General features: G+C 72.5%; 20 protein-coding genes and 3 pseudogenes. 14 read left to right on the top strand and 9 right to left on the bottom strand.

Translation table 11 applies throughout. The features are described from left to right. The first annotated feature begins 7 nt into the window (after positions 1-7). The 9 genes from A4E84_RS03290 to A4E84_RS03330 all read left to right on the top strand — a co-directional run bounded on the left by A4E84_RS03290 (position 8) and on the right by A4E84_RS03330 (position 8,508). Positions 8-361 carry a DUF8129 domain-containing protein gene (locus tag A4E84_RS03290; RefSeq protein ID WP_062925089.1) on the top strand — a complete coding sequence of 118 codons (354 nt, stop codon included), beginning with the start codon at positions 8-10 and terminating at the stop codon, positions 359-361. Positions 362-522: 161 nt separating this feature from the next. Further along, positions 523-1,029 carry a SigE family RNA polymerase sigma factor gene (locus tag A4E84_RS03295; protein WP_062925090.1) on the top strand — a complete coding sequence of 169 codons (507 nt, stop codon included), beginning with the start codon at positions 523-525 and terminating at the stop codon, positions 1,027-1,029. Between the two features lie 11 nt (positions 1,030-1,040). After that, positions 1,041-1,565: a hypothetical protein gene (locus tag A4E84_RS03300; protein WP_062925091.1), complete on the top strand. Its 525-nt coding sequence runs from the start codon at positions 1,041-1,043 to the stop codon at positions 1,563-1,565. 137 nt (positions 1,566-1,702) lie between these two features. After that, entirely contained in the window at positions 1,703-2,977 is a 1,275-nt protein-coding gene (locus tag A4E84_RS03305) for a bifunctional glycosyltransferase family 2/GtrA family protein (protein ID WP_079128839.1), read from the top strand. Further along, complete coding sequence (locus tag A4E84_RS03310) at positions 2,974-4,236, top strand: glycosyltransferase family 39 protein (protein ID WP_079128840.1); 1,263 nt, start codon at positions 2,974-2,976, stop codon at positions 4,234-4,236. The genes A4E84_RS03305 and A4E84_RS03310 overlap by 4 nt, the downstream gene beginning before the upstream one ends. A 121-nt stretch (positions 4,237-4,357) precedes the next feature. After that, positions 4,358-6,022: a purine-cytosine permease family protein gene (locus A4E84_RS03315; RefSeq protein WP_062925092.1), complete on the top strand. Its 1,665-nt coding sequence runs from the start codon at positions 4,358-4,360 to the stop codon at positions 6,020-6,022. A 174-nt stretch (positions 6,023-6,196) separates the two neighbouring features. Next, positions 6,197-6,652, top strand: coding sequence for a hypothetical protein (locus A4E84_RS03320; RefSeq protein WP_062925093.1), 456 nt, complete (start codon positions 6,197-6,199; stop codon positions 6,650-6,652). 128 nt (positions 6,653-6,780) lie between these two features. Then, positions 6,781-7,269, top strand: coding sequence for a cation:proton antiporter regulatory subunit (locus A4E84_RS03325; protein WP_062925094.1), 489 nt, complete (start codon positions 6,781-6,783; stop codon positions 7,267-7,269). 6 nt (positions 7,270-7,275) lie between these two features. After that, a complete protein-coding gene (locus tag A4E84_RS03330) occupies positions 7,276-8,508 on the top strand; it encodes a cation:proton antiporter (RefSeq protein WP_062925095.1) in 1,233 nt (410 codons plus the stop codon). Positions 8,509-8,597: 89 nt separating this feature from the next. Here A4E84_RS03330 and A4E84_RS03335 read toward each other — a convergent pair whose 3' ends face one another. Both A4E84_RS03335 and A4E84_RS03340 read right to left on the bottom strand, forming a co-directional pair. After that, entirely contained in the window at positions 8,598-9,179 is a 582-nt protein-coding gene (locus A4E84_RS03335; RefSeq protein WP_062925096.1) for an Rv1733c family protein, read from the bottom strand. 113 nt (positions 9,180-9,292) lie between these two features. Beyond that, positions 9,293-10,393, bottom strand: a complete 1,101-nt coding sequence (locus A4E84_RS03340) for a winged helix DNA-binding domain-containing protein (protein WP_062925097.1) — start codon at positions 10,391-10,393, stop codon at positions 9,293-9,295. 411 nt (positions 10,394-10,804) lie between these two features. Here A4E84_RS03340 and A4E84_RS41975 point away from each other — a divergent pair. After that, positions 10,805-10,912 (top strand): annotated as a pseudogene (locus A4E84_RS41975) (hemerythrin domain-containing protein); the annotation flags it as partial. Between the two features lie 326 nt (positions 10,913-11,238). Here the strand turns inward: A4E84_RS41975 and A4E84_RS03345 are convergent. Beyond that, a complete protein-coding gene (locus tag A4E84_RS03345) occupies positions 11,239-12,528 on the bottom strand; it encodes a PP2C family protein-serine/threonine phosphatase (protein WP_062925098.1) in 1,290 nt (429 codons plus the stop codon). 139 nt (positions 12,529-12,667) lie between these two features. Continuing rightward, positions 12,668-13,762: a carboxylate-amine ligase gene (locus A4E84_RS03350; RefSeq protein ID WP_062925099.1), complete on the bottom strand. Its 1,095-nt coding sequence runs from the start codon at positions 13,760-13,762 to the stop codon at positions 12,668-12,670. Positions 13,763-14,041: 279 nt separating this feature from the next. Here A4E84_RS03350 and A4E84_RS03355 point away from each other — a divergent pair, with 279 nt between their 5' ends. From A4E84_RS03355 to A4E84_RS03365, 3 genes are all read left to right on the top strand, one after another. Then, positions 14,042-14,716 carry a hemerythrin domain-containing protein gene (locus A4E84_RS03355; protein WP_062925100.1) on the top strand — a complete coding sequence of 225 codons (675 nt, stop codon included), beginning with the start codon at positions 14,042-14,044 and terminating at the stop codon, positions 14,714-14,716. A gap of 139 nt (positions 14,717-14,855) precedes the next feature. Next, positions 14,856-16,568, top strand: coding sequence for an aa3-type cytochrome oxidase subunit I (ctaD, locus tag A4E84_RS03360; protein WP_107308459.1), 1,713 nt, complete (start codon positions 14,856-14,858; stop codon positions 16,566-16,568). Continuing rightward, on the top strand, positions 16,565-16,939 hold the full coding sequence (locus A4E84_RS03365; RefSeq protein ID WP_237304802.1) for a hypothetical protein: 375 nt from the start codon (positions 16,565-16,567) through the stop codon (positions 16,937-16,939). Before ctaD ends, A4E84_RS03365 begins: the two co-directional genes overlap by 4 nt. Positions 16,940-16,948: 9 nt before the next feature. Here A4E84_RS03365 and A4E84_RS03370 read toward each other — a convergent pair whose 3' ends face one another. From A4E84_RS03370 to A4E84_RS44230, 3 genes and pseudogenes are all read right to left on the bottom strand, one after another. Further along, a complete protein-coding gene (locus tag A4E84_RS03370) occupies positions 16,949-17,482 on the bottom strand; it encodes a hypothetical protein (RefSeq protein ID WP_062925101.1) in 534 nt (177 codons plus the stop codon). Positions 17,483-17,540: 58 nt separating this feature from the next. After that, a complete protein-coding gene (locus A4E84_RS03375; RefSeq protein WP_062931275.1) occupies positions 17,541-18,140 on the bottom strand; it encodes a hypothetical protein in 600 nt (199 codons plus the stop codon). A 78-nt stretch (positions 18,141-18,218) separates the two neighbouring features. Then, positions 18,219-18,308 (bottom strand): annotated as a pseudogene (locus A4E84_RS44230) (LysR family transcriptional regulator); the annotation flags it as partial. Here A4E84_RS44230 and A4E84_RS03380 point away from each other — a divergent pair. Continuing rightward, positions 18,307-18,865, top strand: a pseudogene (locus A4E84_RS03380) (DMT family transporter); the annotation flags it as partial. The pseudogenes A4E84_RS44230 and A4E84_RS03380 sit on opposite strands and share 2 nt — an antisense overlap. A gap of 12 nt (positions 18,866-18,877) precedes the next feature. On the opposite strand, the gene A4E84_RS03385 reads toward A4E84_RS03380, so the two are convergent. Continuing rightward, on the bottom strand, positions 18,878-20,008 hold the full coding sequence (locus tag A4E84_RS03385) for a hypothetical protein (protein WP_237304804.1): 1,131 nt from the start codon (positions 20,006-20,008) through the stop codon (positions 18,878-18,880). Positions 20,009-20,244: 236 nt separating this feature from the next. Further along, positions 20,245-20,496: a glycoside hydrolase family 95-like protein gene (locus A4E84_RS45405; RefSeq protein WP_062925103.1), complete on the bottom strand. Its 252-nt coding sequence runs from the start codon at positions 20,494-20,496 to the stop codon at positions 20,245-20,247. Positions 20,497-20,514: the final 18 nt, after the last annotated feature.

The following is a 20,514-nucleotide window of genomic DNA, read 5'->3' on the forward strand; positions in this document are numbered from 1 at the left end:
AGAACCATTGGCCGATCCCGCCCGCAACACCCTGCCACTGCCCGACTACGACCACCTGCCGATCGGTGGCTTGGAGAGCCGTGTGCGTTCGCTGTCCGCGGACGAGGTCGAGCGGCTGCTCGCGTACGAGCGGTCGCACGCCGACCGGCTGCCGGTGCCCCAGCTGCTGGGCTCCCGGCCGGACCAGTTGCAGGGGGGCGCCGAACCGACGTCCGGCGACCCCAACGCCCTGCGCCCCGAAGCGGGGCCGGGCGGCCGGGGAGGCTCTCCCGTGTCGCCGGCGACCTCGCCTCAGCCGCACAGTCCGCCGCCGCACGGCACGCCGGACCAGCCGGCCCAGCCGAAGGGTGACCGCACGTAAGAGGCCGCCGTACGGAAGAGGGCCCGTGCCTGTGCACGGGCCCTCTTCCATGCCCTGTCCCGGGCTAAGTGAGGTGGATCACAGATCGAGGGTGCAGCGCGGGGCGGGGTCCAGCGTCTTTTGAGAGGTGTAGGGGGCCACTGAGACGCAGGACGGTGAGGATGGAGCAGGTTCGGGCGGACGGCTTCGACGAGTTCGCGGCCGCCCGTTGGTCGGCGCTGCTCCATGTCGCGCGTCTGCTCACGGGGGGTGACCGGCAGCGTGCCGAGGATCTGGTGCAGGAGGCCTTGGTCAAGTTGTGGTTCGCCTGGCCGAAGGTCGCCGAGCAGGCTCCGGAGGCATATGTCCGCACCGTGCTGGTGCGGCTGGCGGCCCGCTCGGCGCGGCGGCGCTGGTGGGGGGAGCGCCCGGTGGAGCAACTGCCGGACCGGGCGGACCCGGGCGACATGTCGTCCGCCGTCGCGGAGCGTTCGCGGCTGGAGGCGGCGCTGGCCCTGCTGTCGCCGAAGCAGCGGGCCGCGGTGGTGCTGCGCTACTACGAGGACCTGCCCGAGTCCCAGGTCGCCCATGCCTTGGGCTGCCCGGTGGGCACCGCCCGGTCCCATGCGTCTCGCGGAGTCGCGCGGCTCCGCCAGATCCTGTCCGACGCCGTCAGGCCCGTGGGGTGAAAGGAGAACCGATGGACGACTTCGAGCGGGACCTGTCGCGGCTGATGCGCGACACCCAGCAGCACACCCCCTACGAGCCCGAGCACCGGCAGCGGCTGCACGCGGGCATCCGGTCCCGCCGCCGGTCGCGGTTGCTGTGGAAGGCTGGCGGCTCCGCCGTGGCGGTGGCGGGGCTCAGTGTCGGGCTGGCCCTGCTGCCCAGCATGCTCACCCGCGCCCAGCCCGCCGATCACCGGCCGCAGCCGACGACGAGCCCGACGACCTCGCCGGACAGCTCGCCGACGACCGCGCCAACGGCTCCGAGCGCGACGCCGACCGAGCAGCCCGAAACGGCCCTGTCCGCGACCATGACCGGCGGCATCACACCGTCCGGGCCGACGAGCGAGCCGTCCCAGGACCCCACGCCGACGGCCACGGCCTCCGAGAGCCGGCCCGGCACGACGCGGCCCGCCACGCCGCCACCCTCCCCCACACCGACGGCCCCTCCCTCCCCCCTGGACTCCGAGGAACCCTCCGCGTCGGTCTACCCCGAGTAGCCGCCTGAGCGGCTCTCCCCGTCAGGGCGCCTTCGCCCCGAGCCTCCTTCACCGCACCACCCGCCACGGGCGCCTTCGCCATGCCCGGAACCGGCGCCCAGGCCTGCCCCGCGCCAGAAGAGGACCGTGAAACAGCCATGCGAACCGTACGGCGGTCGGCCCTGATCGACCGCCCGCTCCCCGAGTCGTCCGCGTTGCCCCGGCGGATGCCCCTGCCCGCGCACCACCCGGAGCCCGTCCTCGACGTGGTCGTCCCCGTGTACAACGAGGAGAACGACCTGGAGCCCTGCGTCCGGCGGCTGCACGCGCACCTCGGCGAGACCTTCCCCTACACCTTCCGCATCACCATCGCCGACAACGCCAGCACCGATGCCACCCCGCGGATCGCCGCGCGGCTGTCCGCGGAGCTGCCCGGCACGGACTGGATCCGGCTCGCCGAGAAGGGGCGGGGCCGGGCGCTGCACACCGCGTGGTCACGCTCCCGCGCCCCGGTGCTCGCGTATCTGGACGTGGATCTGTCCACCGACCTCGCCGCACTGCTGCCGCTGGTCGCGCCGCTGATCTCGGGCCACTCGGACATCGCCATCGGCACCCGGCTGGCCCGGGGCTCGCAGGTGGTGCGCGGACCGAAACGGGAGATCATCTCCCGCTGCTACAACGGGCTGCTGCGCTCCACGCTCGCCGTGGGGTTCTCCGACGCGCAGTGCGGGTTCAAGGCGGTGCGGCGGGACGTCGCCGAGCGGCTGCTGCCGCTGGTGGAGGACCGCGAGTGGTTCTTCGACACCGAGCTGCTGGTGATCGCCGAGCGCGCTGGGCTGCGCATCCACGAGGTGCCGGTGGACTGGGTGGACGACCCCGACAGCCGGGTCCGCATCCTGTCCACGGCACTGGCCGATCTGCGGGGCATGGCCAGACTCGGCCGGGCCCTGTCCGGTGGCCGGCTGCCGCTGACCGCGCTGCGCCGCAGCGGCGGCGACCTCGACGGGGAGCTGCCCGCGGGCCTGGCCCGGCAGGTCGTGCGCTTCGCCGCGGTCGGCGCCGCCAGCACCCTGTGCTACCTGCTGCTGTACGCCCTGCTCAGACCGGCGACGGGAGCGCAGGCCGCCAACGCGCTCGCCCTGCTCGCCAGCGCGATCGCCAACACGGCGGCCAACCGGCGGCTCACGTTCGGGGTGCGGGGCCGCGACGGCGCGCTCCGCCACCAGCTCAAGGGCCTGGCCGCCTTCGCGGTCGGGCTGACCCTGACCAGCGGTTCGCTGGCCGCCCTCCACCACACCGCGCCCGGGGCCGGCCACCGGGTCGAGCTGGCGACGCTGATCGCCGCCAACCTGGCCGCGACGCTGCTGCGTTTCCTCCTCTTCCGGGCCTGGGTGTTCCCGGCCCGCCGTACGACAGGATCCGTCTCGCCGTGAGCACCATCCAGCTGCGCCGCCCTCCCTCCACCGACGTCGGCCCCGAAGTTCCCTTCCGAAGGCGGCAGTTGTGGCCGAGGTTGCGCGCCGCCACCGTCCGCTACGGGCCCGTGCTGCTGACGTACGGCGTGCTGAAGCTGGCCGGCTTCGCCGTCTTCATGTACCTGCTGGACTCCGCGGGCGACTTCCGGAAGAAGAACCCGCGCTTCGGCGGCGGCGAACACGCCTGGGACGTCCTGGCGAGCTGGGACGGCTGGTGGTACCAGCAGATCGCGGAGCACGGGTACGACCCCGCACTGGAGCCGGTCCCGGGTGCGAAGGGCCTGATCACGCTGGAGGGCAACTCGGCGGCGTTCTTCCCGCTGTACCCGACCCTGATGCGACTGGTCTCGGAGTGCACCGGACTGGGTCTGTACGGCGCCGGGATGACGGTCTCCGTCATCGCCTCGTTCGTCGCGGCCCTCGGCGTCTACACCGTCGCCAAGCGGCTGGGCGGTCACCGGGCCGGTCTGGTCGCGGCCGGTCTGTGGGCGGTGTGGCCCGGCTCGGGCACGGAGTGGTCGGGCTACTCGGAGTCCCTCTACACGGCCCTGGCCGCGTGGGCCTGTCACGCCGTCATGTCCCGGCGCTGGCTCACCGCCGGCTTGCTGACCTGCGCGGCGGGGCTCTGCCGGCCCACCGCCGCGGCGCTGGTCGCCGCCCTCGCCGTCGCCGCGCTGCTGTCCCTGCGCCGGCGCGCGGACGGTGTCGTGCGTCCGCTGGCAGCCGTGGCGATCGCACCGCTGGGGCTGTTCGGCTATCTGGCCTGGGTCAACTACCGCATGGGCGACATCAACGGCTACTCCAAGCTCCAGGACGGCGCGTGGGCCCACAAGTTCGACGGGGGAGCCCACACGTTCAAGGTGCTGACGTCCCTCCCCGTCGGACACTTCGACTATCTCTTCGCCAGGGCGTTCGAGGACGTCATCGGCGTCTGCGTCGTGCTGGCGGTGCCGGTGCTGACGGTGCTGCTGCTGCGTCTGCGCCCGCCGGCCGTCCTCGTCGTCTACACGGTGCTGTCGTACCTCATGGTGATGACAACCCAGCAGATCTTCGGCAACGTCTCGCGCTATCTGCTGCCCCTCTTCCCGCTGTTCGTGCCGCTCGCCCTCGCGATGAGCCGGCTCGGATGGCCGTCCCTGGCCACGGTCCTCGGCACGGCCGCGCTGGCCTCCGGGTCGTACGCGGGGTACGTGCTCTTCGAGCTCGGAGTGCCGTAGCCGCCGTCGACGCATGAGATGTCTCCGAAACATTCCCTTCACGCAGGAAGTATTTAGGGGTAACGACCGCTGTCTACCGTGCCTGCCTTGTCGTCCCCGACCCGCAACAAGGAGGCGTGGCATGAGTGCCGAGCCACGACTGGCAGAAGTCGCCGAGCCGGAACCCGCGCAGGAGGCAGCGCAGGGTACGGACCAGGCTGTCAAGGAGACCCTGGAGGACTACACCCTCCGCTTCGCGCCGCGCAGTTACCGGCGCTGGACCCCGATGGTGGTGGCGACGACCGCGCTCGGCGGCATCGCCTACATGGCCGACTTCTCCATCGGGGCCGGCATCGGCCTGGCCCACGGCACCGGCAACGCGCTGCTCGCGATCGCCGTCGCCGCCGTCGTCATCTTCGTGACCGGCTTTCCGCTCGCCTACTACGGGGCCCGCTACAACATCGACCTGGACCTCATCACCCGCGGCTCCGGCTTCGGCTACTTCGGCTCGGTCCTCACCAGCGTCATCTTCGCCAGCTTCACCTTCATCTTCTTCGCCCTCGAAGGCTCGATCATGGCCCAGGGCCTGAAGCTGGGCCTCGGACTGCCGCTGTGGCTGGGCTATCTGGTCTCCACCCTGATGGTGATCCCCCTGGTGATCTACGGCATGACGGCGCTGAGCAAGCTCCAGGTGTGGACCACCCCGGTCTGGCTGCTGCTGATGGTCGGCCCGCTGGTCTACCTGGTCGCCACCGACCCGGGCACCGTCGACCGCTTCCTCGCCTACGCGGGCACCGACGGGGAGGGCGGCGTCAACACCGCCTCCGTGCTGCTCGGCGCGGGCGTGTGCCTGTCGCTGATCGCGCAGATCGGCGAGCAGATCGACTACCTGCGCTTCATGCCGCCCAAGACCGAGGCCAACAAGCGCAGTTGGTGGACAGCGGTGGTGATGGCCGGTCCGGGCTGGGTGGTGCTGGGCGCGCTGAAGCAGGCCATCGGCGTGTTCCTCGCGGTGTACATCATCGCCGAGGTCGGTGCCTCCGCCGCGCCCGAGCCGATCCAGCAGTTCAAGCACGCTTTCGACGCGATGATGCCGTCCTGGATCGTCCTCCCGCTGGCCGTGGCCCTGGTCGTGATCAGCCAGATCAAGATCAATGTCACGAACGCGTACTCCGGCTCCCTCGCCTGGACCAACTCCTTCACCCGGGTCACGAAGCGCTACCCGGGCCGGATGGTCTTCGTCCTGGTCAACCTGGGCTTCGCGCTCGCGCTGATGGAGGCGGACATGTTCAGCTTCCTCAACGGCATCCTGGGCTTCTACTCGAACTGCGCGATCGCCTGGGTCGTCACCGTGGCCACCGACATCGGCATCAACAAGTACGTGCTGAAGCTGTCCCCGCACGCTCCCGAGTTCCGCCGCGGCATGCTCTACGCCGTCAACCCGGTCGGGGTCGTCTCCTTCGTCGCCGCCTCGGGGCTGTCCATCGCGATGTACTTCCACGCCCTCGGCGACACGCTCCAGCCGTACTCCCCCGTCGCCGCGGCCGTCATCGCCTTCGTCCTCACGCCGCTGATGGCCGTGGTCACCAAGGGCAGGTACTACCTGCGCCGCAGCGACGACGGCATCGCCGAGCCCCTCTGGGACGAGGACGGCAACCCCAGCGCCGTCGCCTACGAGTGCCATGTGTGCCGGCAGCAGTTCGAGCGGCCGGACGTCACCGCATGCCTGACGCACGATGCGGTCGTCTGCTCGCTGTGCCTGAGCACCGACAAGGTCGGGGACCACGTCCTGCCGGCCACGGTCTGACCCATGGGCGGGAGCGCGGCCGGGCGCTCCCGCCGTACGGCACGTTCACGTTCCAACTCGGTCTCGGACGCGCTGTGCGGGGCCGGTCGGGGCGGCGGCTCCGGGGCCGGGGCGGCATACTGATCTTGCGCTGCCCAGTGAGCGGGCCGACGGTCGGAGAGGGGATGACGGGACGTGACCACCGATGAGCATGACGGACGGGGAACTCCCCACGAGCCGCCCGGCGTCCCCCCGGCCCCCGACGACGTGTGGCTGAAATTCCTCACGGACAGCGAGTCCGCCATACGCGTCTCCGCTCCCCGGGAGCCCTCCGCCGAGGAACGGGCGGCGGGGCGGCGGCTGCAGCCCCCGCACGCCGTCGGCGACCTGTGGCAGCCGGAGGAGTTGTGGGTGCGCGTGGCGTGGCAGGACCTGGACCGCCGCGCCAAGGTCCGGCGCGTGGGACGGGTCGTCGCCACCGCGGCCGCCGTCGCCCTGGCCCTGGGGGCCTGGTCCCAGCTGTCCACCGGCGCGGGCACGGGGCCCCGGCCCGGCGAGAGCACGGTGGGGCAGGTCGAGGGGGCGACCGCCCGGCTGCCCACAGCCACGCCCGTCCCGCCCGCATCCCCCTTCCCGCAGCCGTCCCGATAGCCCACGCAAGGGGGGTACGGCCGCGCCCCGCCGCCTAGGATGAGCCACACAGGCCGGATCTGGGCGCTCGTCCGGGCGCGGCCCCCCACAGGCAGGAACGCGCAGGCACCGACCGAAGGGGGACGGAGATGAGCGCGCCACGCCTCAGCAGCACCCCATTGCCGGGCATAGGGGTCCGCTACGACCTGACGACACGGGACAACGGCCGGCGCCTCTCGGTGGTCGCGCACCGCGACGGGCACCGGACGGTCAGCGCCTATCGCAGAGACGACCCGGACGCGTGCGACCTCTCGGTGCGCCTGACGTCGGAGGAGGCGGCCACGCTCATCGACGCCCTGATGCCCGAGCACCACACGCCGAACCTGCTGTCCACCACCGACCTGGGGCTCGTAGCCGAGCGGATCGAACTGCCCGGCTCCTCGCGCTGGAACGGGCGGCTGCTGGGCGAGTCCCGGATCCGTGCCGAGACCGGGGCGTCCGTGGTGGCGGTGCTGCGCCGGGCGGAGGCGATCCCCTCCCCCACCCCGCACTTCCGGCTGGCCGGTGGCGACGTCCTCATCGTCATCGGGACCCGCGAGGGCGTGGAGGCGGCCGCCACGATACTCGGGCGGGAGTGATCCGCCATGCACTCCTCCGCGGTCTTCCTGATCGAGTTCGGGTGTCTCATCCTCGGGCTCGGACTGCTCGGCCGCCTCGCCGGGCGCTTCCGCTTCTCGCCGATCCCCCTCTACCTGCTGGCCGGGCTCGCCTTCGGGGAAGGCGGGCTGCTGCCGCTGGGCGCCAGCGAGGACTTCGTCGCCGTCGGAGCCGAGATCGGCGTCATCCTGCTGCTGCTCATGCTGGGCCTGGAGTACACGGCCACCGACCTCGTCTCCCACCTCAGGACCCACTACCCGGCCGGGCTCCTCGACGCCGTCCTCAACGCCCTGCCGGGCGCGGTCCTGGCCTTGCTGCTCGGCTGGGGCCCGGTCGCCGCCGTCGTTCTGGCCGGTGTCACCTGGGTCTCCTCCTCCGGCGTCATCGCCAAGATCCTGGGAGACCTGGGGCGGCTGGGCAACCGCGAGACCCCGGCCATTTTGAGCATCCTGGTCCTGGAGGACCTCTCCATGGCGGTGTACCTGCCCATCGTCACGGCCCTGCTGGCCGGGGTGGGCCTGGCCGCGGGCGGTGTCACCCTGGCCATCGCCGTGGGTGTGCTGGCCCTGGTGCTGGTCCTCGCGGTGCGCTTCGGCCGCCTCGTCTCGCGCTTCGTCTCCAGCGACGACCCCGAGAAGCTCCTGCTGGTCGTCCTCGGTGTGACGCTCGTGGTCGCCGGGATCGCCCAGCAGTTGCAGGTGTCGGCGGCGGTGGGCGCCTTCCTGGTGGGCATCGCGCTGTCGGGTGAGGTCGCCGAGGGCGCGACGAGTCTGCTCGCGCCGCTGCGGGACCTGTTCGCCGCGGTGTTCTTCGTCTTCTTCGGCCTGCACACCGACCCGGCCAGCATTCCGCCGGTGCTGCTGCCCGCCCTCGCCCTGGCCGCCGTCACCACCGCGACGAAGATCGCCACGGGCTACTGGGCCGCGCGCCGCGCGGGCATCGGCCCCAGGGGCCGCTGGCGCGCCGGCGGCACGCTCGTCGCCCGCGGCGAGTTCTCCATCGTCATCGCCGGGCTGGCCGTCACGTCCGGCATCGAGCCCTCCCTCGGCCCCCTGGCAACGGCGTACGTCCTCATCCTGGTCCTGCTCGGCCCGCTGACCGCCCGCTGGACGGAACCGCTGGCCACGCGCTTGAGCGGACGGTCCCGCCGGCGCAGCGCACCGGTTCCACCGGGCGCGCACGAGGCACTCGACGACCAGGACACGGTCGGCCGCACCTGAGCGAGCGGCCGGGACAGCCGGTGAGGGCGCCCACAACGACCCGCCCGGAGCAAGCGAAACGCCCAGCGGGACAGCCGGGACCGCCGCGTTCATCCCGTCTTCCAGCCCCTGCGCGAGTCGATCCGCTTCCACTCCGCGTCCCATTGGGCCAGGCGCCGCCGGTCGAGGGCCAGCCGGGTCAGCCAGGCGGCTCCCAGGACCGCTCCGCCCGCGAAGACCCCTGCGAGTGCGCCGCCCATCGCGGTGTGGAGCCACACCTCGCCGCTGGACACCGGCCGGCTCGTGATGTCACCGCTCCGGTTCACCCACACGGAGATGGTGCTCCCGGCGGGGGCCCTGGGCGCCACCCGGACCTCCTCCCGGTGCGTGGAGCCGTCGGGCGCGGTCCACCGCACCTTCCCCCACACACGGTGGTCGCTCGCGGTGCGGGCCGGAGACGGGCCGGGCGCGTCCTCGACGACCACCGCCGTGACCTGGCGGCTCTCGGCGCGCTGCCGTTCGGCGGCCCGCTCGACCGCGCCCGCCGCCATCATCCCGGCGACCAGCCCGCCCAGCAGGGCGAGCACCCAGCCGGCGAGCACGACCCAGGCTTCGACGACGTCGACGCGCCGTTTGAGCGCGTTGCGCCGCCACCGCCACCATCGCACGGTCACCCGCTCCGACGCTTTCATGGGCCGACACCCCCTCGTGAGCACCGGCAGCACCCTTCCAGTGTGCGCCTGACTGGCGCTGACGCTCGCCGATCAGTACCGGGCGGCCCGTCGCGAGGGGGTGAGGACGTGGTTCATGCGGCAGACGCCGCGATCCGTACCCGGTCGCTCGCGCCGCCGGAGAGGAAGGAGGCCATCGCGTGGCCCTCCTCGGCGACGGTGGTGCGGTCGGTCCGGGAGAAACGGCGCAGCGGGTGGACCAGCACCGTGTCCGCCTCGACGGTCCAGGTCGCGGCGACCCTGCCGTCGACCAGTACGACGCGCTCGCCGGCGACGGACAGGTGGCGGTGCGCGTCGTCGATGATGCGGCTGCGGTCGTGGTAGCCGAGGATCGCGTTGTCGAACGCCGGCAGGAACCGCACGGGCGCCGGCGTGTCGGGGTCGGGGCGGGGCGCGTCGGGGAGGTCGAGCAGCTCCCGGCCGCGTTCGTCGCGGAAGACGACCAGTTCCCCGCGCAGGGCGGAGACCGCGGCGGGCAGTCCGGCGAGGCCGCACCAGGCGCGCAGGTCGGCCGAGGCGGCGGGGCCGAAGGCCGTAAGGTAGCGCCGTACCAGTGCCTGGCCGACCGGGTCGGAGCCGTCCGTCGCGGGCGGGTCGACCTCGCGTCCCAGCCAGGAGGAGATCAGCGCATAGCGCACCCCGGCTTTCGTCCGCCACAGCCCGCGCGGCGGCAGTTGGACCGTGGGGAGGAGAGCTGCGACCAGCATCTCGCCCAGGGGTCGGGGGCCGGCCGCGGGCCAGCGGTCGACGACGGCACGCGCGAGTTCGGGCATGGAGCGGGGTTCGCCGTCCGCCATGACGTTCCGGCCCGCCCTGGCGAGTTCGCCGGGATCCACCCCGTCGAGCTCGTGCCGGTAGACCCCGAGGACCCGCTGGCGCAGCATGCCGTCGTGGCGGGCGCGCCAGGCCAGGACGTCGTCGGCGGTGACGAGATGGACGGTGCGGCGCATGAGGTGGGTGCGCACGACACGCCGCCCGGTCAGCAGGTCCGACAGCTCCGCCGGGTCGAACGTCCGCAGCCGGGACCAGAGGCCGGGGAACGGCTCCTGCGGTTCCTGCGCCTGGAGGCCGCACAGGTGCGAGACGGCGTCGAGGACCGGCAGGTCGGCGCGGTCGAGCAGCAACTGCCGGGCGAGGGTGGCGCGGTTGAGCGCCCGGGCGTCGAGAACGGTCATCGGTGCACCTCGGCCTCTGCGTCGTGTGCCGGCCCGTGGTCCAGGCGTCCGGGCGGCGTGCTCGCTCACCGTCGCACGGGATGCGGTCAGTTCGTGACCGCATCCGGCGCGCGGCCCCGGCCCGCGGGGATGGCCGGGAGTCGGCCCGGCCGGCGCGCGGCTCTCTTCCCTGCGTTTCCTACCGAGTTACCAGGAAAGCAGGGGCGGCACCTTGCGCCCCCTGCGCAGGATGATGCGCATGGCCCACACATCCTTCCCGTCGGTGAGGCTCAACGCCCCACTGCGCACCCGGACTTGAGGAGATCCCTGCGATGGGCGTTGCCCCGGCGCCGTCCGGCCCGGCCACGGAGCCCGAGCAGGCCGGGCCCGGCCGTGCGCACTGGCTGCGCGTGGCCCGGGAGACGGCGGAGGGAGGAACGCCGTGAGGCCTTCCGCCGCCTGGTGCGGCTGCTGGCGGTGCACGAGACCGCAGAGGAGGAGGTCGTGCACCCCTTCGCCCGGCGGAGCCTGCCCGGTGGGGCGCCGTCGGCCGCCGCGATCTCCCGGACCACGGCGTAGGCCTCGGTCCAGTCGGCGCCGCCGCCCCCGGTGCTTCACCTCGGGATCGACGGTGTTGCGGGCGCGCTGGTGGCTGAACATGATCGCCTCGACCTCGATGCCGTTCATCGCGATGATGCGGCAGCGGGTGTCCGACTGAGTGCCTCGCCGGAGCGCCCCGCCAGGGCCTGCGAGACACGTTCGCCTCCCCCACTGTTTCCGCCAGGTCGGTTTCCGGCCACACTCCGGGAAGCAGCCAGTTGACCGCCTTCTGCTGCGCCTCGATGCAGCGCGTCCCGGCCAGCTGCTCACCGCCGGGGGTCCCCCTCCGGTCCATCGGCGTGGCGGAGGCCGTTCGACGCCAGGCCGGTCAGGCCGGCCGCGATGCCGGCCGGCTCCAGGTGCGGGCCGATCCACTCGCACAGCAACACGGTGGCATCGTCCTGGAGTCGGCCGTCGTGGTACTCGAGCACGGCCTGGATGAGGCGGCGCAGCGTCTCGGCGACGGGCAGGCCGTCGGCGTGGTGGCGGATGAGGAAGTCGGTGAAGCGCGCCAGGCCGAACTCGCGGCCCCCGGAACGCCGCGCCTCGGTGATGCCGTCGGTGTAGAGGACGATCCGGTCGCCGGGCTGGAGATGCTCCTCGCACACGATGCTGCGCAGACCGAGATCGGTGCCCATCGGGTGGGCCGGCGGGCAGGCGAGATGGCTGGTCCAGCGGTTGCCGCGGATGACGATCGGCGGATGGTGGCCGCGGTTGACCCACTGCAGGACGCCGGTGCGCGTGTCGAGCGTGGCCAGGACTCCGGTGACGTAGCGCCGGCGATCGTACTGTTCGAGGAGGGCGGCTTCGACCGCGTCGGCCTTGTCGACGAGACCGGCGCCCTGGCGGCGGGCATTGCGGCAGGCGCCCAGGGCGAGCGCTCCGGACAGGCCTGCGGCCGTGTCGTGCCCCATGGCGTCGAGGATCGTCAGATGGACCAGGGGCCCGTCGACGGCGTATTCGAAGACGTCACCACTGATGTCGTAGGCCGGTTCCAGGGACGCGGAGATCGCCACCCTTCCGTCGGCGTACGTGCGCGGTGGCAGGAGGTTCCACTGCATCTCCGCCGCCACGCTCATCGGCCGGGCGCGCACCAGCCTGGCCAGCGCGTCGCTGGTGCCCCGCTTGCTGACGATGATCAGTGAGATGAGTGCCGCCAGTGCCTCCATGTCGGCGCGGGCCCCGGCGTCGTTGTGTTCGCTGCTCACCCGCAGCAGCCCGATGCGCTCCGTTCCGTCCAGCAGCGGCACCCACCACTCGAAGACGCCGCCGCCCGGTGGTGCGGCCGGCAGGACGTCGCTGTACTGGTAGGCCCGTCCCGCGACAGTCCCCTCGACGTGCAGCTCCGGCTCGTGCCCCTGGACCGCCGCCTCGGCCCCGGGGATCAGGCGCAGGGTGGTGCGCTGCAGATCTGCCACGTAGATCAGCACCTGGTGGAACGAGGCCGCGCGGGCGCACTCGGTCGCCTTGGCGGGAAGCGACTCGATCGGCATGAGATGGCTGGCGGCCAGCAGGTCGGTGAGCATCCGCCGGCCGCCCTCGCCGCTCCGCTCCATCAGCGTTCACCTCCGGTCGCCGCGCGGGATCGCCGTGCAGATCGCCGCACCGGGCGGCTACCCGCGAGACGGCGTCTCAGAGACGGGGCGCGCATCCCCGCGGCGTTCGCGCGGCGGCCCGAGGAGTCGTTCCGCGGCGTCACGGCATCGTGCTCTGCGCGCTGATCAGCTCGGTGACCGCGCGCAGACCGCCGTGGGCGAGGGCGGCGCGCTGCCGGTCCGCGCCGGTGCCGTCCTGCAGCAGCCGGTGGATCAGGGAGGTGACCTGACGGGTGTCGCCGGATGCGTCGAGGGCGGGGGCTACATGCCGCAGGAACTCGTAGAGCACGTCGCCGGCGCGGTGCGGTGTGCCGTCGGGGTCGATCAGGGTGTCGCCGAGCCCGTGGCGGGCGGCGTGCCACATGGCGGCCTGCAGCAGTTCGGGCGCGCAGTCGGGCAGGGGCGTACCGGCGGCCGCTTCCGCCAGTGAGGTCTCCACGAGGGCCCGGATGATCGCGGCGAGCATGACCGCCTCGTCCGCCCGCAGCTGGACGTCCGGGCACCGCACCTCGATGGTGGGGTAGGTGGCCGAGAGCCGGGCCTGCCAGTAGAGCTGACCGGTGTCGGAGATCAGGCCGGCCTCCTGCAGCCGTTCCACGCGCCGGTCGTAGTCCGCGGCGTCCTCGAAGTGCGGGGGCATACCGCTGACCGGCCACCGGCTGAAGATCACCGTGCGCCAGCTGGCGAAGCCGGTGTCGTGGCCGTCCCAGAGCGGGGAGTTCGCGGCCATGGCCGTCAGCGTCGGCAGCCGGTAGCGGATCCGGTTCAGGACCTGCACGCCCGCCTCCCGGTCGGGTACGGCGACGTGCACGTGCGTGCCGTTGACCAGTTGCTCCGCCACCAGTTGCGGGGCCTGGGTGACCATGGCCCGGTACCGGGCCTGGTCGGTGACGGCGATGGGGCGGCCGTGCCGCAGGGGTGGGGTTCCGCAGACCCCGATCCGGCAGCCGTGCTCCTCCGCGGCCACACCGACGGCGTGCCGCAGCCGCAGCAGGTGGCCGCCGACCTCCTCCAGGGTGGCGCAGACCGGGGTGGCCACCTCGACCTGCGCCTGGAGCAGCTCGTACTGCACCTCCTGGTCGGTCACGAGATGCCCCACCCCAGCGGCGGCGCGCACCTTGTCCGCCTGAGGTACCGGCAGGCCCGTGACCGGGTCGAGCAGCAGGTACTCCTCTTCCACGCCGATCGTCGTCATCGACACCCTCTGTTCCGCCCGGTGGCCGGGCCGGATCCCGGCGCACGGAAGGCGCGCCGCACGCAGCGGTGACCACCTTCGGGGGCCCGCCCGTGGGTTACCGAGTGCCGCGCTCACACCGGAACAAAACGTGACACAGACATAGAAACCGCTTACCCGGAAAAGGACGCCGCTGTGGCGCCGCCTGCCGACGGGCCGGGGTACTCGCGCACGGGCGGCCCGCCGGCCGCCGCCGACACGGTGCCGGAGTCATCACCGGCTTGCCGAAGGGAGCGGCCCATGCCCGGGACGATCGAAGAGCAGACGGTGGAGCAACTGGGCGGTCCGAGCAGCGTCCTCGCGCGGCAGAGGCGTGATCACGCAGAGCTGGACCGGCTGATGGAGCGGTACCGGGCCTTCGCGGACAGTGAGGAGCGCGAGCGGGTCCTCAAGGAACTCGCCCAGCTCGTCTTCAGCCACGCCTTCGCGGAGGAGACCGTCCTGTGGCCGGCCGTGCGGCGCTCGGTCACGCACGGCGAGGAACTGACCTCACGGGTCGAGGAGGAACATCAGCAGATCAATGATCTCGTCGCCGGCATCGAGCGCCTGAGCCCGGGCGACCCGGAGCGCGAGGAGAAGGTGGAGCGCGTCTTCGCCCTGATCCGCCAGGACATCCGGGACGAAGAGGACCTGGTCCTCCCCAAGCTGCAAGAAGCCCTGGACGACGCCCAGTTGCGCCGGCTCGGCACCGCGTGGGAGACGGTGCGCAGGACCGCGCCCACGCACCCCCACGCGATCGTCCCGCGACGCCCGCCCGGCAACGCGCTGCTGGGTGTGCCGCTCAGTCTCTACGACCGGATGCGTGACGGGCTCGGACCGGTCCTCCCTTCCGCCATGCTGAAGAGGCTTCTCACCGGACTCACCGGCCTCCTCGTTTCCGTCGCGGTCGCCGCCATCGTGCGCAGACGGCGTTGACTCCACCGCTCGGTCGAATGGATCACTCCGCCATTCGGCCCAGGGACACTCGGCGACAGACAAGGGTGACGGACCGGACGGAATAGGTTCCTCCGGGCGGATGGCCGTCCGTGCACCGTTGCTGGCGATCGAGGAACTGATGGCGACACACACTGAACCGGTTGCGCCCGTGCCCGCGGTGGAGCGCCGCGGCCGAGGGAAGGTGGTCGTCTCCTGGCTGACGACCACCGATCACAAGAAGATCGGGCACCTGTATCTGATCACGTCGTTCGGGTTCTTCCTGATCGCCGGGGCGCTGGCGATGCTCATCCGGGCCGAGCTGGCCCGGCCCGGGCTGCAGATCGTCTCCAGCGAGCAGTACAACCAGGCGTTCACCATGCACGGCACGATCATGCTGCTGCTGTTCGCGACGCCCACCTTCGCCGGTTTCGCCAACGCGGTGATGCCGCTGCAGATCGGCTCGCCCGACGTGGCCTTCCCGCGGCTGAACATGCTCTCGTACTGGCTGTTCCTCTTCGGCGGACTGATCGTGCTCGGCAGCCTCCTCACCCCGCAGGGCTCCGCCGACTTCGGCTGGACCGCGTACACCCCGCTCAGCGGCGGGGAGCGCACCCCCCAGGTCGGCGGCGACCTGTGGATCATGGGGCTGGCGCTGTCCGGCTTCGGCACGATCCTCGGCTCGGTCAACTTCATCACCACCATCATCTGTATGCGCGCCCCGGGCATGACCATGTTCCGGATGCCCATCTTCACCTGGAACGTGCTGCTCACCTCGGTGCTGGTACTGCTGGCCTTCCCGGTGCTGGCCGCCGCGCTGCTCGTGCTGGAGGCGGACCGGCGCTTCGGGGCCCAGGTGTTCAACGCCGAGAACGGGGGCGCGGTCCTGTGGCAGCACCTGTTCTGGTTCTTCGGCCACCCCGAGGTGTACATCCTGGCGCTGCCGTTCTTCGGGGTGATCACCGAGATCATCCCCGTCTTCGCCCGTAAGCCGATCTTCGGCTACACCGGTCTGGTCGGCGCCACCATCTCCATCGCCGGGCTGTCGGTGACGGTGTGGGCGCACCACATGTTCGCCACCGGCGCGGTACTGCTGCCGTTCTTCTCCTTCATGACGTACCTGATCGCCGTGCCGACGGGCGTGAAGTTCTTCAACTGGATCGGCACCATGTGGCGGGGCTCTCTGTCGTTCGAGCCACCCATGCTCTGGGCGCTCGGCTTCCTGGTCACCTTCCTCTTCGGCGGCCTGACCGGCGTCATCCTGGGCTCCCCGCCGCTCGACTGGCACGTGACCGACAGCTACTTCGTGATCGCCCACTTCCACTACGTGCTGTTCGGCACCATCGTGTTCGCGATGTTCGGCGGATTCAGCTTCTGGTGGCCGAAGATGACCGGCACGATGCTCGACGAGCGTCTGGAGAAGATCCACTTCTGGACGCTGTTCGTCGGTTTCCACACCACGTTCCTGGTGCAGCACTGGCTCGGCGCCGAGGGCATGCCCCGCCGCTACGCCGACTACCTGGCCGCCGACGGTTTCACCGCCCTCAACACCCTCTCCTCGATCGGCGCGTTCCTGCTCGGCCTGTCGACCCTGCCCTTCCTCTACAACGTGTGGCGGACCGCGAAGAAGGGCGAGAAGGTCGAGGTCGACGACCCATGGGGCTACGGTCGCTCCCTGGAATGGGCCACGTCCTGCCCGCCGCCCCGCCACAACTTCCTCACCCTGCCCAAGATCCGCTCCGAGTCCCCCGCCTTCGACCTGCGTCACCCGGACGTGGCGAGTTTCGACGAGGCGGAGAACACCGGGCGGCGCGATGTGCTCGACGCCGAGGGGCACAAGGGCGACCGGCGGTGAGACGCGGCAGGCGCGGGACACCGGCCGGTGAGCCGAGCAGCGTCCTGGCCGACGAGACCGAGGGCTACCTCCTCGCCCACGCCCACCGTCACCAGGCGCAGCACGAGGCCGAGGAACTCTGCGCCCTGATGCCGTGGCTGACCACGGCCCAGGCCGAGGAACTCACCGCCTTCTACGTCCACCGGCGGCTCGACGTCACCCGGCAGCTGATGCTCGGCACCGTGCGACGGGCCGCAGAGCTGCGGCAGGAGTACGAGAGCCGCTACGCCGAGCTCCGGGGGGTCCTGCTGCGGCGTCACGCGGCCGGTGCGTGCGCGGTGCTGGCCTGTGCCGCCGGGGCGGGCGCAGTGGCGGGTGTGTTCATCCGCTGACGTGCCGGATCAGCGGCTGTGCCCCTCCCGGCGGGGAAGGGGCCCGGCGTCGGCGTGGCGGCCCGGGCGGCGAGCGGCATTGCGCTGGCCGGGGCCGGGGCCGTTCCGGGCGGCCAAGGCGTCGGCCACGGCACCGGTGACGAAGCCGTAGACGGCCTTGTGCAGGACGTCCACGGCGAGTTCCGCGCGGGGCCAGGTGGTGGGCGGAGCGCCGACTCCGGTGGCGTTCTCCAGGATCTGGTCGTTGGTGAGTCGCACGACGGTGAACTTGGCGGACGCGACCGGGCCGCGCAGACCCGACTGGGCCATGACCGAGCGGAGCACGCCGAGAAGGGCGGCCTGGCCGAAGTGCATGGCCCGGTTGAGGGGCGGCGACTGAGTGCCGGGGCGTTCGGGCAGGCCCGTCAGACGCTGGAGGACGCGGGCGGGCACATGGGAGTCGGGGCGGCCGGTCACGACCTGTTCGATCTTCTCGCCGAGGGTCATCACGACGCCTCCGGCCGTACCGGCGAGCAGCCCTTGCCACAGTGCGCGCCTGATCATGCGTCGGCGAGTACCCCGGCGGCCACTGCCTCACCCACGGACATCGCCGCCCGGCGCCTCAGTGGCCGTACGGCGGCTGGAAGCAGCCGGTCTCGGGGTACGGGCCGTTGGTCGACACCGCGAAGTTCGACTTCTGCAGGAAGGCCGTGACGCAGGCGTCGTCGTGCACGCGCAGGGCGACACGCGATCCCTCGGGCGTGACCGGGCCGTCGCCCTCCCAGTGCGAGGGCAGTCCCGTGACGGTGAGCGTGCCGCCGAGGCGCTTGCCGTCCTTCGCCACCCGCTCCTCCTCGTAGCCGAGCCGGAGCAGGGCCGTCCGGACGGTCGCGGGGTTCCACCTGCGCTGCTCCCACAGCCGCTTGAGCACCGGCCGGATGCGGGCGGCCTCCCGTTCGGCGTCCGCGGCGTGGGCGGGAGCCATCTCACCGGCCCGGCGGTAGGCGTTGTTCTCGTTGTAGTGCGGCGCCCGGTCACCGGCGCCCGGCTCCACGTACGGCGAGGCTCCCGAGGCACTGGGCGAGGACGCGCCGGACGGCCGGGCGGCCGCCCGCGGCCCGGTGTCCGGGGCGTGCAGGTCGCCGCAGGCGGTGAGGGTCGCCAGGGCGGCGAGCGCCACGGCGGCCAGACCGACCGGGCGAGCGGGCATTGAAGTGGACATGAAACCGACCCTCTCATCGCGGCCGGCTCCCTGCGGGCCTGATGCGGCAGACCGGCCCGGCGCACCTTCGGTCGTTGCGTAGAGGGCGGTGAGGAGTTCGATCACCGGCTGGGTGGCGGGGCTGGGCTCGTCGTGCCACCAGGCGAGGCGCACGGCGATGGGCTCGGCGGGCGGTGAGCCGGCCCCGCTGCAATCCTTCGCCTGGCGGCAGTGGTGTCCGGTGCTGTCGCCGGCCGTCGTGTCCGGGACGATGGACCTGCCCCTGTACAGCGCCATCGACCACATCGGGCTGGGCCTCGCGGTGACGCTGGAGTTCCTCGGCCCGCTCACCATCGCCCCGGCCGCCGCACGTCGCCGCGTGGACGCGTGCTGTGCGGTGACGGCGGCGGGGTCGTCGTCCTGATGCGGCCCCAGCCGTCCGCCGACCACGTGGGGATGGGGCTGGGTCTGCTGGCCGCCGTGTGCTGGGCGTCGTACGTCCTGCCGAACCGCACCGTCGGACAGCGCAGCCCGGGCGCTCAGGGCTCCGCGGCAGCGGCGGGGCTGTCCGCCCTGATGTTCCTGCCGGTCGGCGTGGTCCTCGTCCTCCGTCAGCCGCCGACCGCGGAGTCCGTCGGATGTGCCGTCGCCTCCGGTGTCCTGTCGGCCAGGGGTGGGCCGAGTGGGCGGGCACCGGCGCCATCGTGCCGGCCAACTCCGCGAGCATGCTCGTACGCCGCGGCTGACACGGCCGGAGATCACATCGAGGGTTTCGCCACCTCGGCGGGACTCCGACGCCCGTGCCGCTCATGGCGCCGCCACTCGCCGCCGCCGTCGCGGGAGATCCACAGGCCTTCGCCCTTCACCAGGTCGTACGTCGCCGTCGTCGCGTCGGCGATGCCGTAGAGAGTGGTGCCGGCGACGGCGACCGACGTGAACGTCGCAGGGGTCCGCAGCTCGTGGAAGGCACTGTTGCCGCGGTCGTCCGCGAGCCAGTAGCGGCCGCCCTCCTCGCCGACGAGCAGCCGCCCGTCCGCGAGCAGTTCCAGGACCAGGAACTCCGGGCCACGCTTCAGTTCCCTCCAGGGAACACCGCCGCCGAGCACGGTCCGCCAGTGCCCGCCGGCGTCCGTCGTCACCAACAGGCCGCGCGCGTCGTCGCCCTGGAGGAGGGACAGCGCCGCGGTGCCGCCCCGCACGGTGAGGGCGCCGCCCGCGTACGGCCGCGGGACGGCCGTGGAACCGAGGGTGCGGCCGTCGCGCTGTCGTACGACCCGGTCGGGGGCCTCGGTCAGGGACTGGTCCAGGCTCCAGGCGGTGCCCCGCTCGTCGACGGCGAGGCGGACGGCGTCGTCCGGCACCCCGGCCGGGGGCGCCACCGTGCGGGTGGCGGGGCGGTAGACGAGGGCCGGTTCCGGTTCGGCGAGCAGGATGTCGCCGGGGCGGGTGCGCAGCGGGGTGCCGGTGATGTCGACCGCGTGCCGTCTGCCTCGTACGTCGAGGGCGTACGCTCCGTCGGCGCTCTCCCCGGCCGGCACCCGCACGAAGCCCCCGGGCACCCCCTTGAACTCGGCGCGCACCTCCTCCGCGTCCCCGTGTTCCGCGTGCTCGGCGACCGTACGGCCGTCAGGGCCGACGATGCGCCAGGCGGAGGCGGCCGGCCCCTCGTCGTCCTCGACGTTGCCGGCGTCGAAGGTCAGGAGCAGCGAGCCGTCGTCCGCGCGGGCCACTCCCGTGGGGGCCCCGGCCGCCTCGATGACGTCGGCGGGGCGCGGGTGGGGGTCTTCGACGACGCGCCTGTACCTGGCCTCGCGGTCCCCGGGGCCCCGGTCGTCGGAGCCGCTCGGACCGCAGGCGGCCAGTGCCAGTGCCGCACTCACGGCGGCCACGAGCCGGACGGTGGGCTTCCTGGGGTTCCCCGGTCCCGCCGTGGCCGGGCTCGGTGGCGCCATGATCTGCCCGACGCCCGTGGTGCGGGCCGGGGCGGTGGAGTGGTGGATCGCCGGTCCTCCGGAAACTCGTGCAGGGGGGCGGAGAGGCCCGTTCGCCGCGATCCTCGCAGACCGCGGCGCACGGGACAGCCGTGGGAAGGCTGTGGGACGGCCTTTTCCTCCGAGTCCGGAGGTCAGGGCTTCGCCGGCGTCACCTTCCTGTCGGTGCCGTTCACCCGCACGGTGACCTTGCTCCGGTTCCGGGCCCGGTCGGCCGTGACGGTGTACGACGTGACCTTTCCGTTCCGCCAGGTGCAGCCGACCTCGTAGCCGCCCCGTGCGCGGAGTCCGGTGAAGGAGCCCTTGGCCTTCCAGGCGTCCGGCAGGGCGGGCAGCAGGTGGATGACGCCGTCGTGGCTCTGCGAGGAGCATCTCCGCCACGGCACCGGAGATGCCGAAGTTGC

It is taken from the genome of Streptomyces qaidamensis (assembly GCF_001611795.1).
Lineage (GTDB): Bacteria > Actinomycetota > Actinomycetes > Streptomycetales > Streptomycetaceae > Streptomyces > Streptomyces qaidamensis.

Excerpts from the sequence above, each read along its gene's own strand:
- A4E84_RS03295 (WP_062925090.1), top strand. The coding sequence starts at position 523 with ATGGAGCAGGTTCGGGCGGACGGCTTCGACGAGTTCGCGGCCGCCCGT.
- A4E84_RS03300 (WP_062925091.1), top strand. The coding sequence starts at position 1,041 with ATGGACGACTTCGAGCGGGACCTGTCGCGGCTGATGCGCGACACCCAG.
- A4E84_RS03305 (WP_079128839.1), top strand. The coding sequence starts at position 1,703 with ATGCGAACCGTACGGCGGTCGGCCCTGATCGACCGCCCGCTCCCCGAG.
- A4E84_RS03315 (WP_062925092.1), top strand. The coding sequence starts at position 4,358 with ATGAGTGCCGAGCCACGACTGGCAGAAGTCGCCGAGCCGGAACCCGCG.
- A4E84_RS03325 (WP_062925094.1), top strand. The coding sequence starts at position 6,781 with ATGAGCGCGCCACGCCTCAGCAGCACCCCATTGCCGGGCATAGGGGTC.
- A4E84_RS03330 (WP_062925095.1), top strand. The coding sequence starts at position 7,276 with ATGCACTCCTCCGCGGTCTTCCTGATCGAGTTCGGGTGTCTCATCCTC.
- A4E84_RS03335 (WP_062925096.1), bottom strand. The coding sequence starts at position 9,179 with ATGAAAGCGTCGGAGCGGGTGACCGTGCGATGGTGGCGGTGGCGGCGC.
- A4E84_RS03340 (WP_062925097.1), bottom strand. The coding sequence starts at position 10,393 with ATGACCGTTCTCGACGCCCGGGCGCTCAACCGCGCCACCCTCGCCCGG.
- A4E84_RS03345 (WP_062925098.1), bottom strand. The coding sequence starts at position 12,528 with ATGGAGCGGAGCGGCGAGGGCGGCCGGCGGATGCTCACCGACCTGCTG.
- A4E84_RS03350 (WP_062925099.1), bottom strand. The coding sequence starts at position 13,762 with ATGACGACGATCGGCGTGGAAGAGGAGTACCTGCTGCTCGACCCGGTC.
- A4E84_RS03355 (WP_062925100.1), top strand. The coding sequence starts at position 14,042 with ATGCCCGGGACGATCGAAGAGCAGACGGTGGAGCAACTGGGCGGTCCG.
- ctaD (WP_107308459.1), top strand. The coding sequence starts at position 14,856 with ATGGCGACACACACTGAACCGGTTGCGCCCGTGCCCGCGGTGGAGCGC.
- A4E84_RS03370 (WP_062925101.1), bottom strand. The coding sequence starts at position 17,482 with ATGATCAGGCGCGCACTGTGGCAAGGGCTGCTCGCCGGTACGGCCGGA.
- A4E84_RS03375 (WP_062931275.1), bottom strand. The coding sequence starts at position 18,140 with ATGTCCACTTCAATGCCCGCTCGCCCGGTCGGTCTGGCCGCCGTGGCG.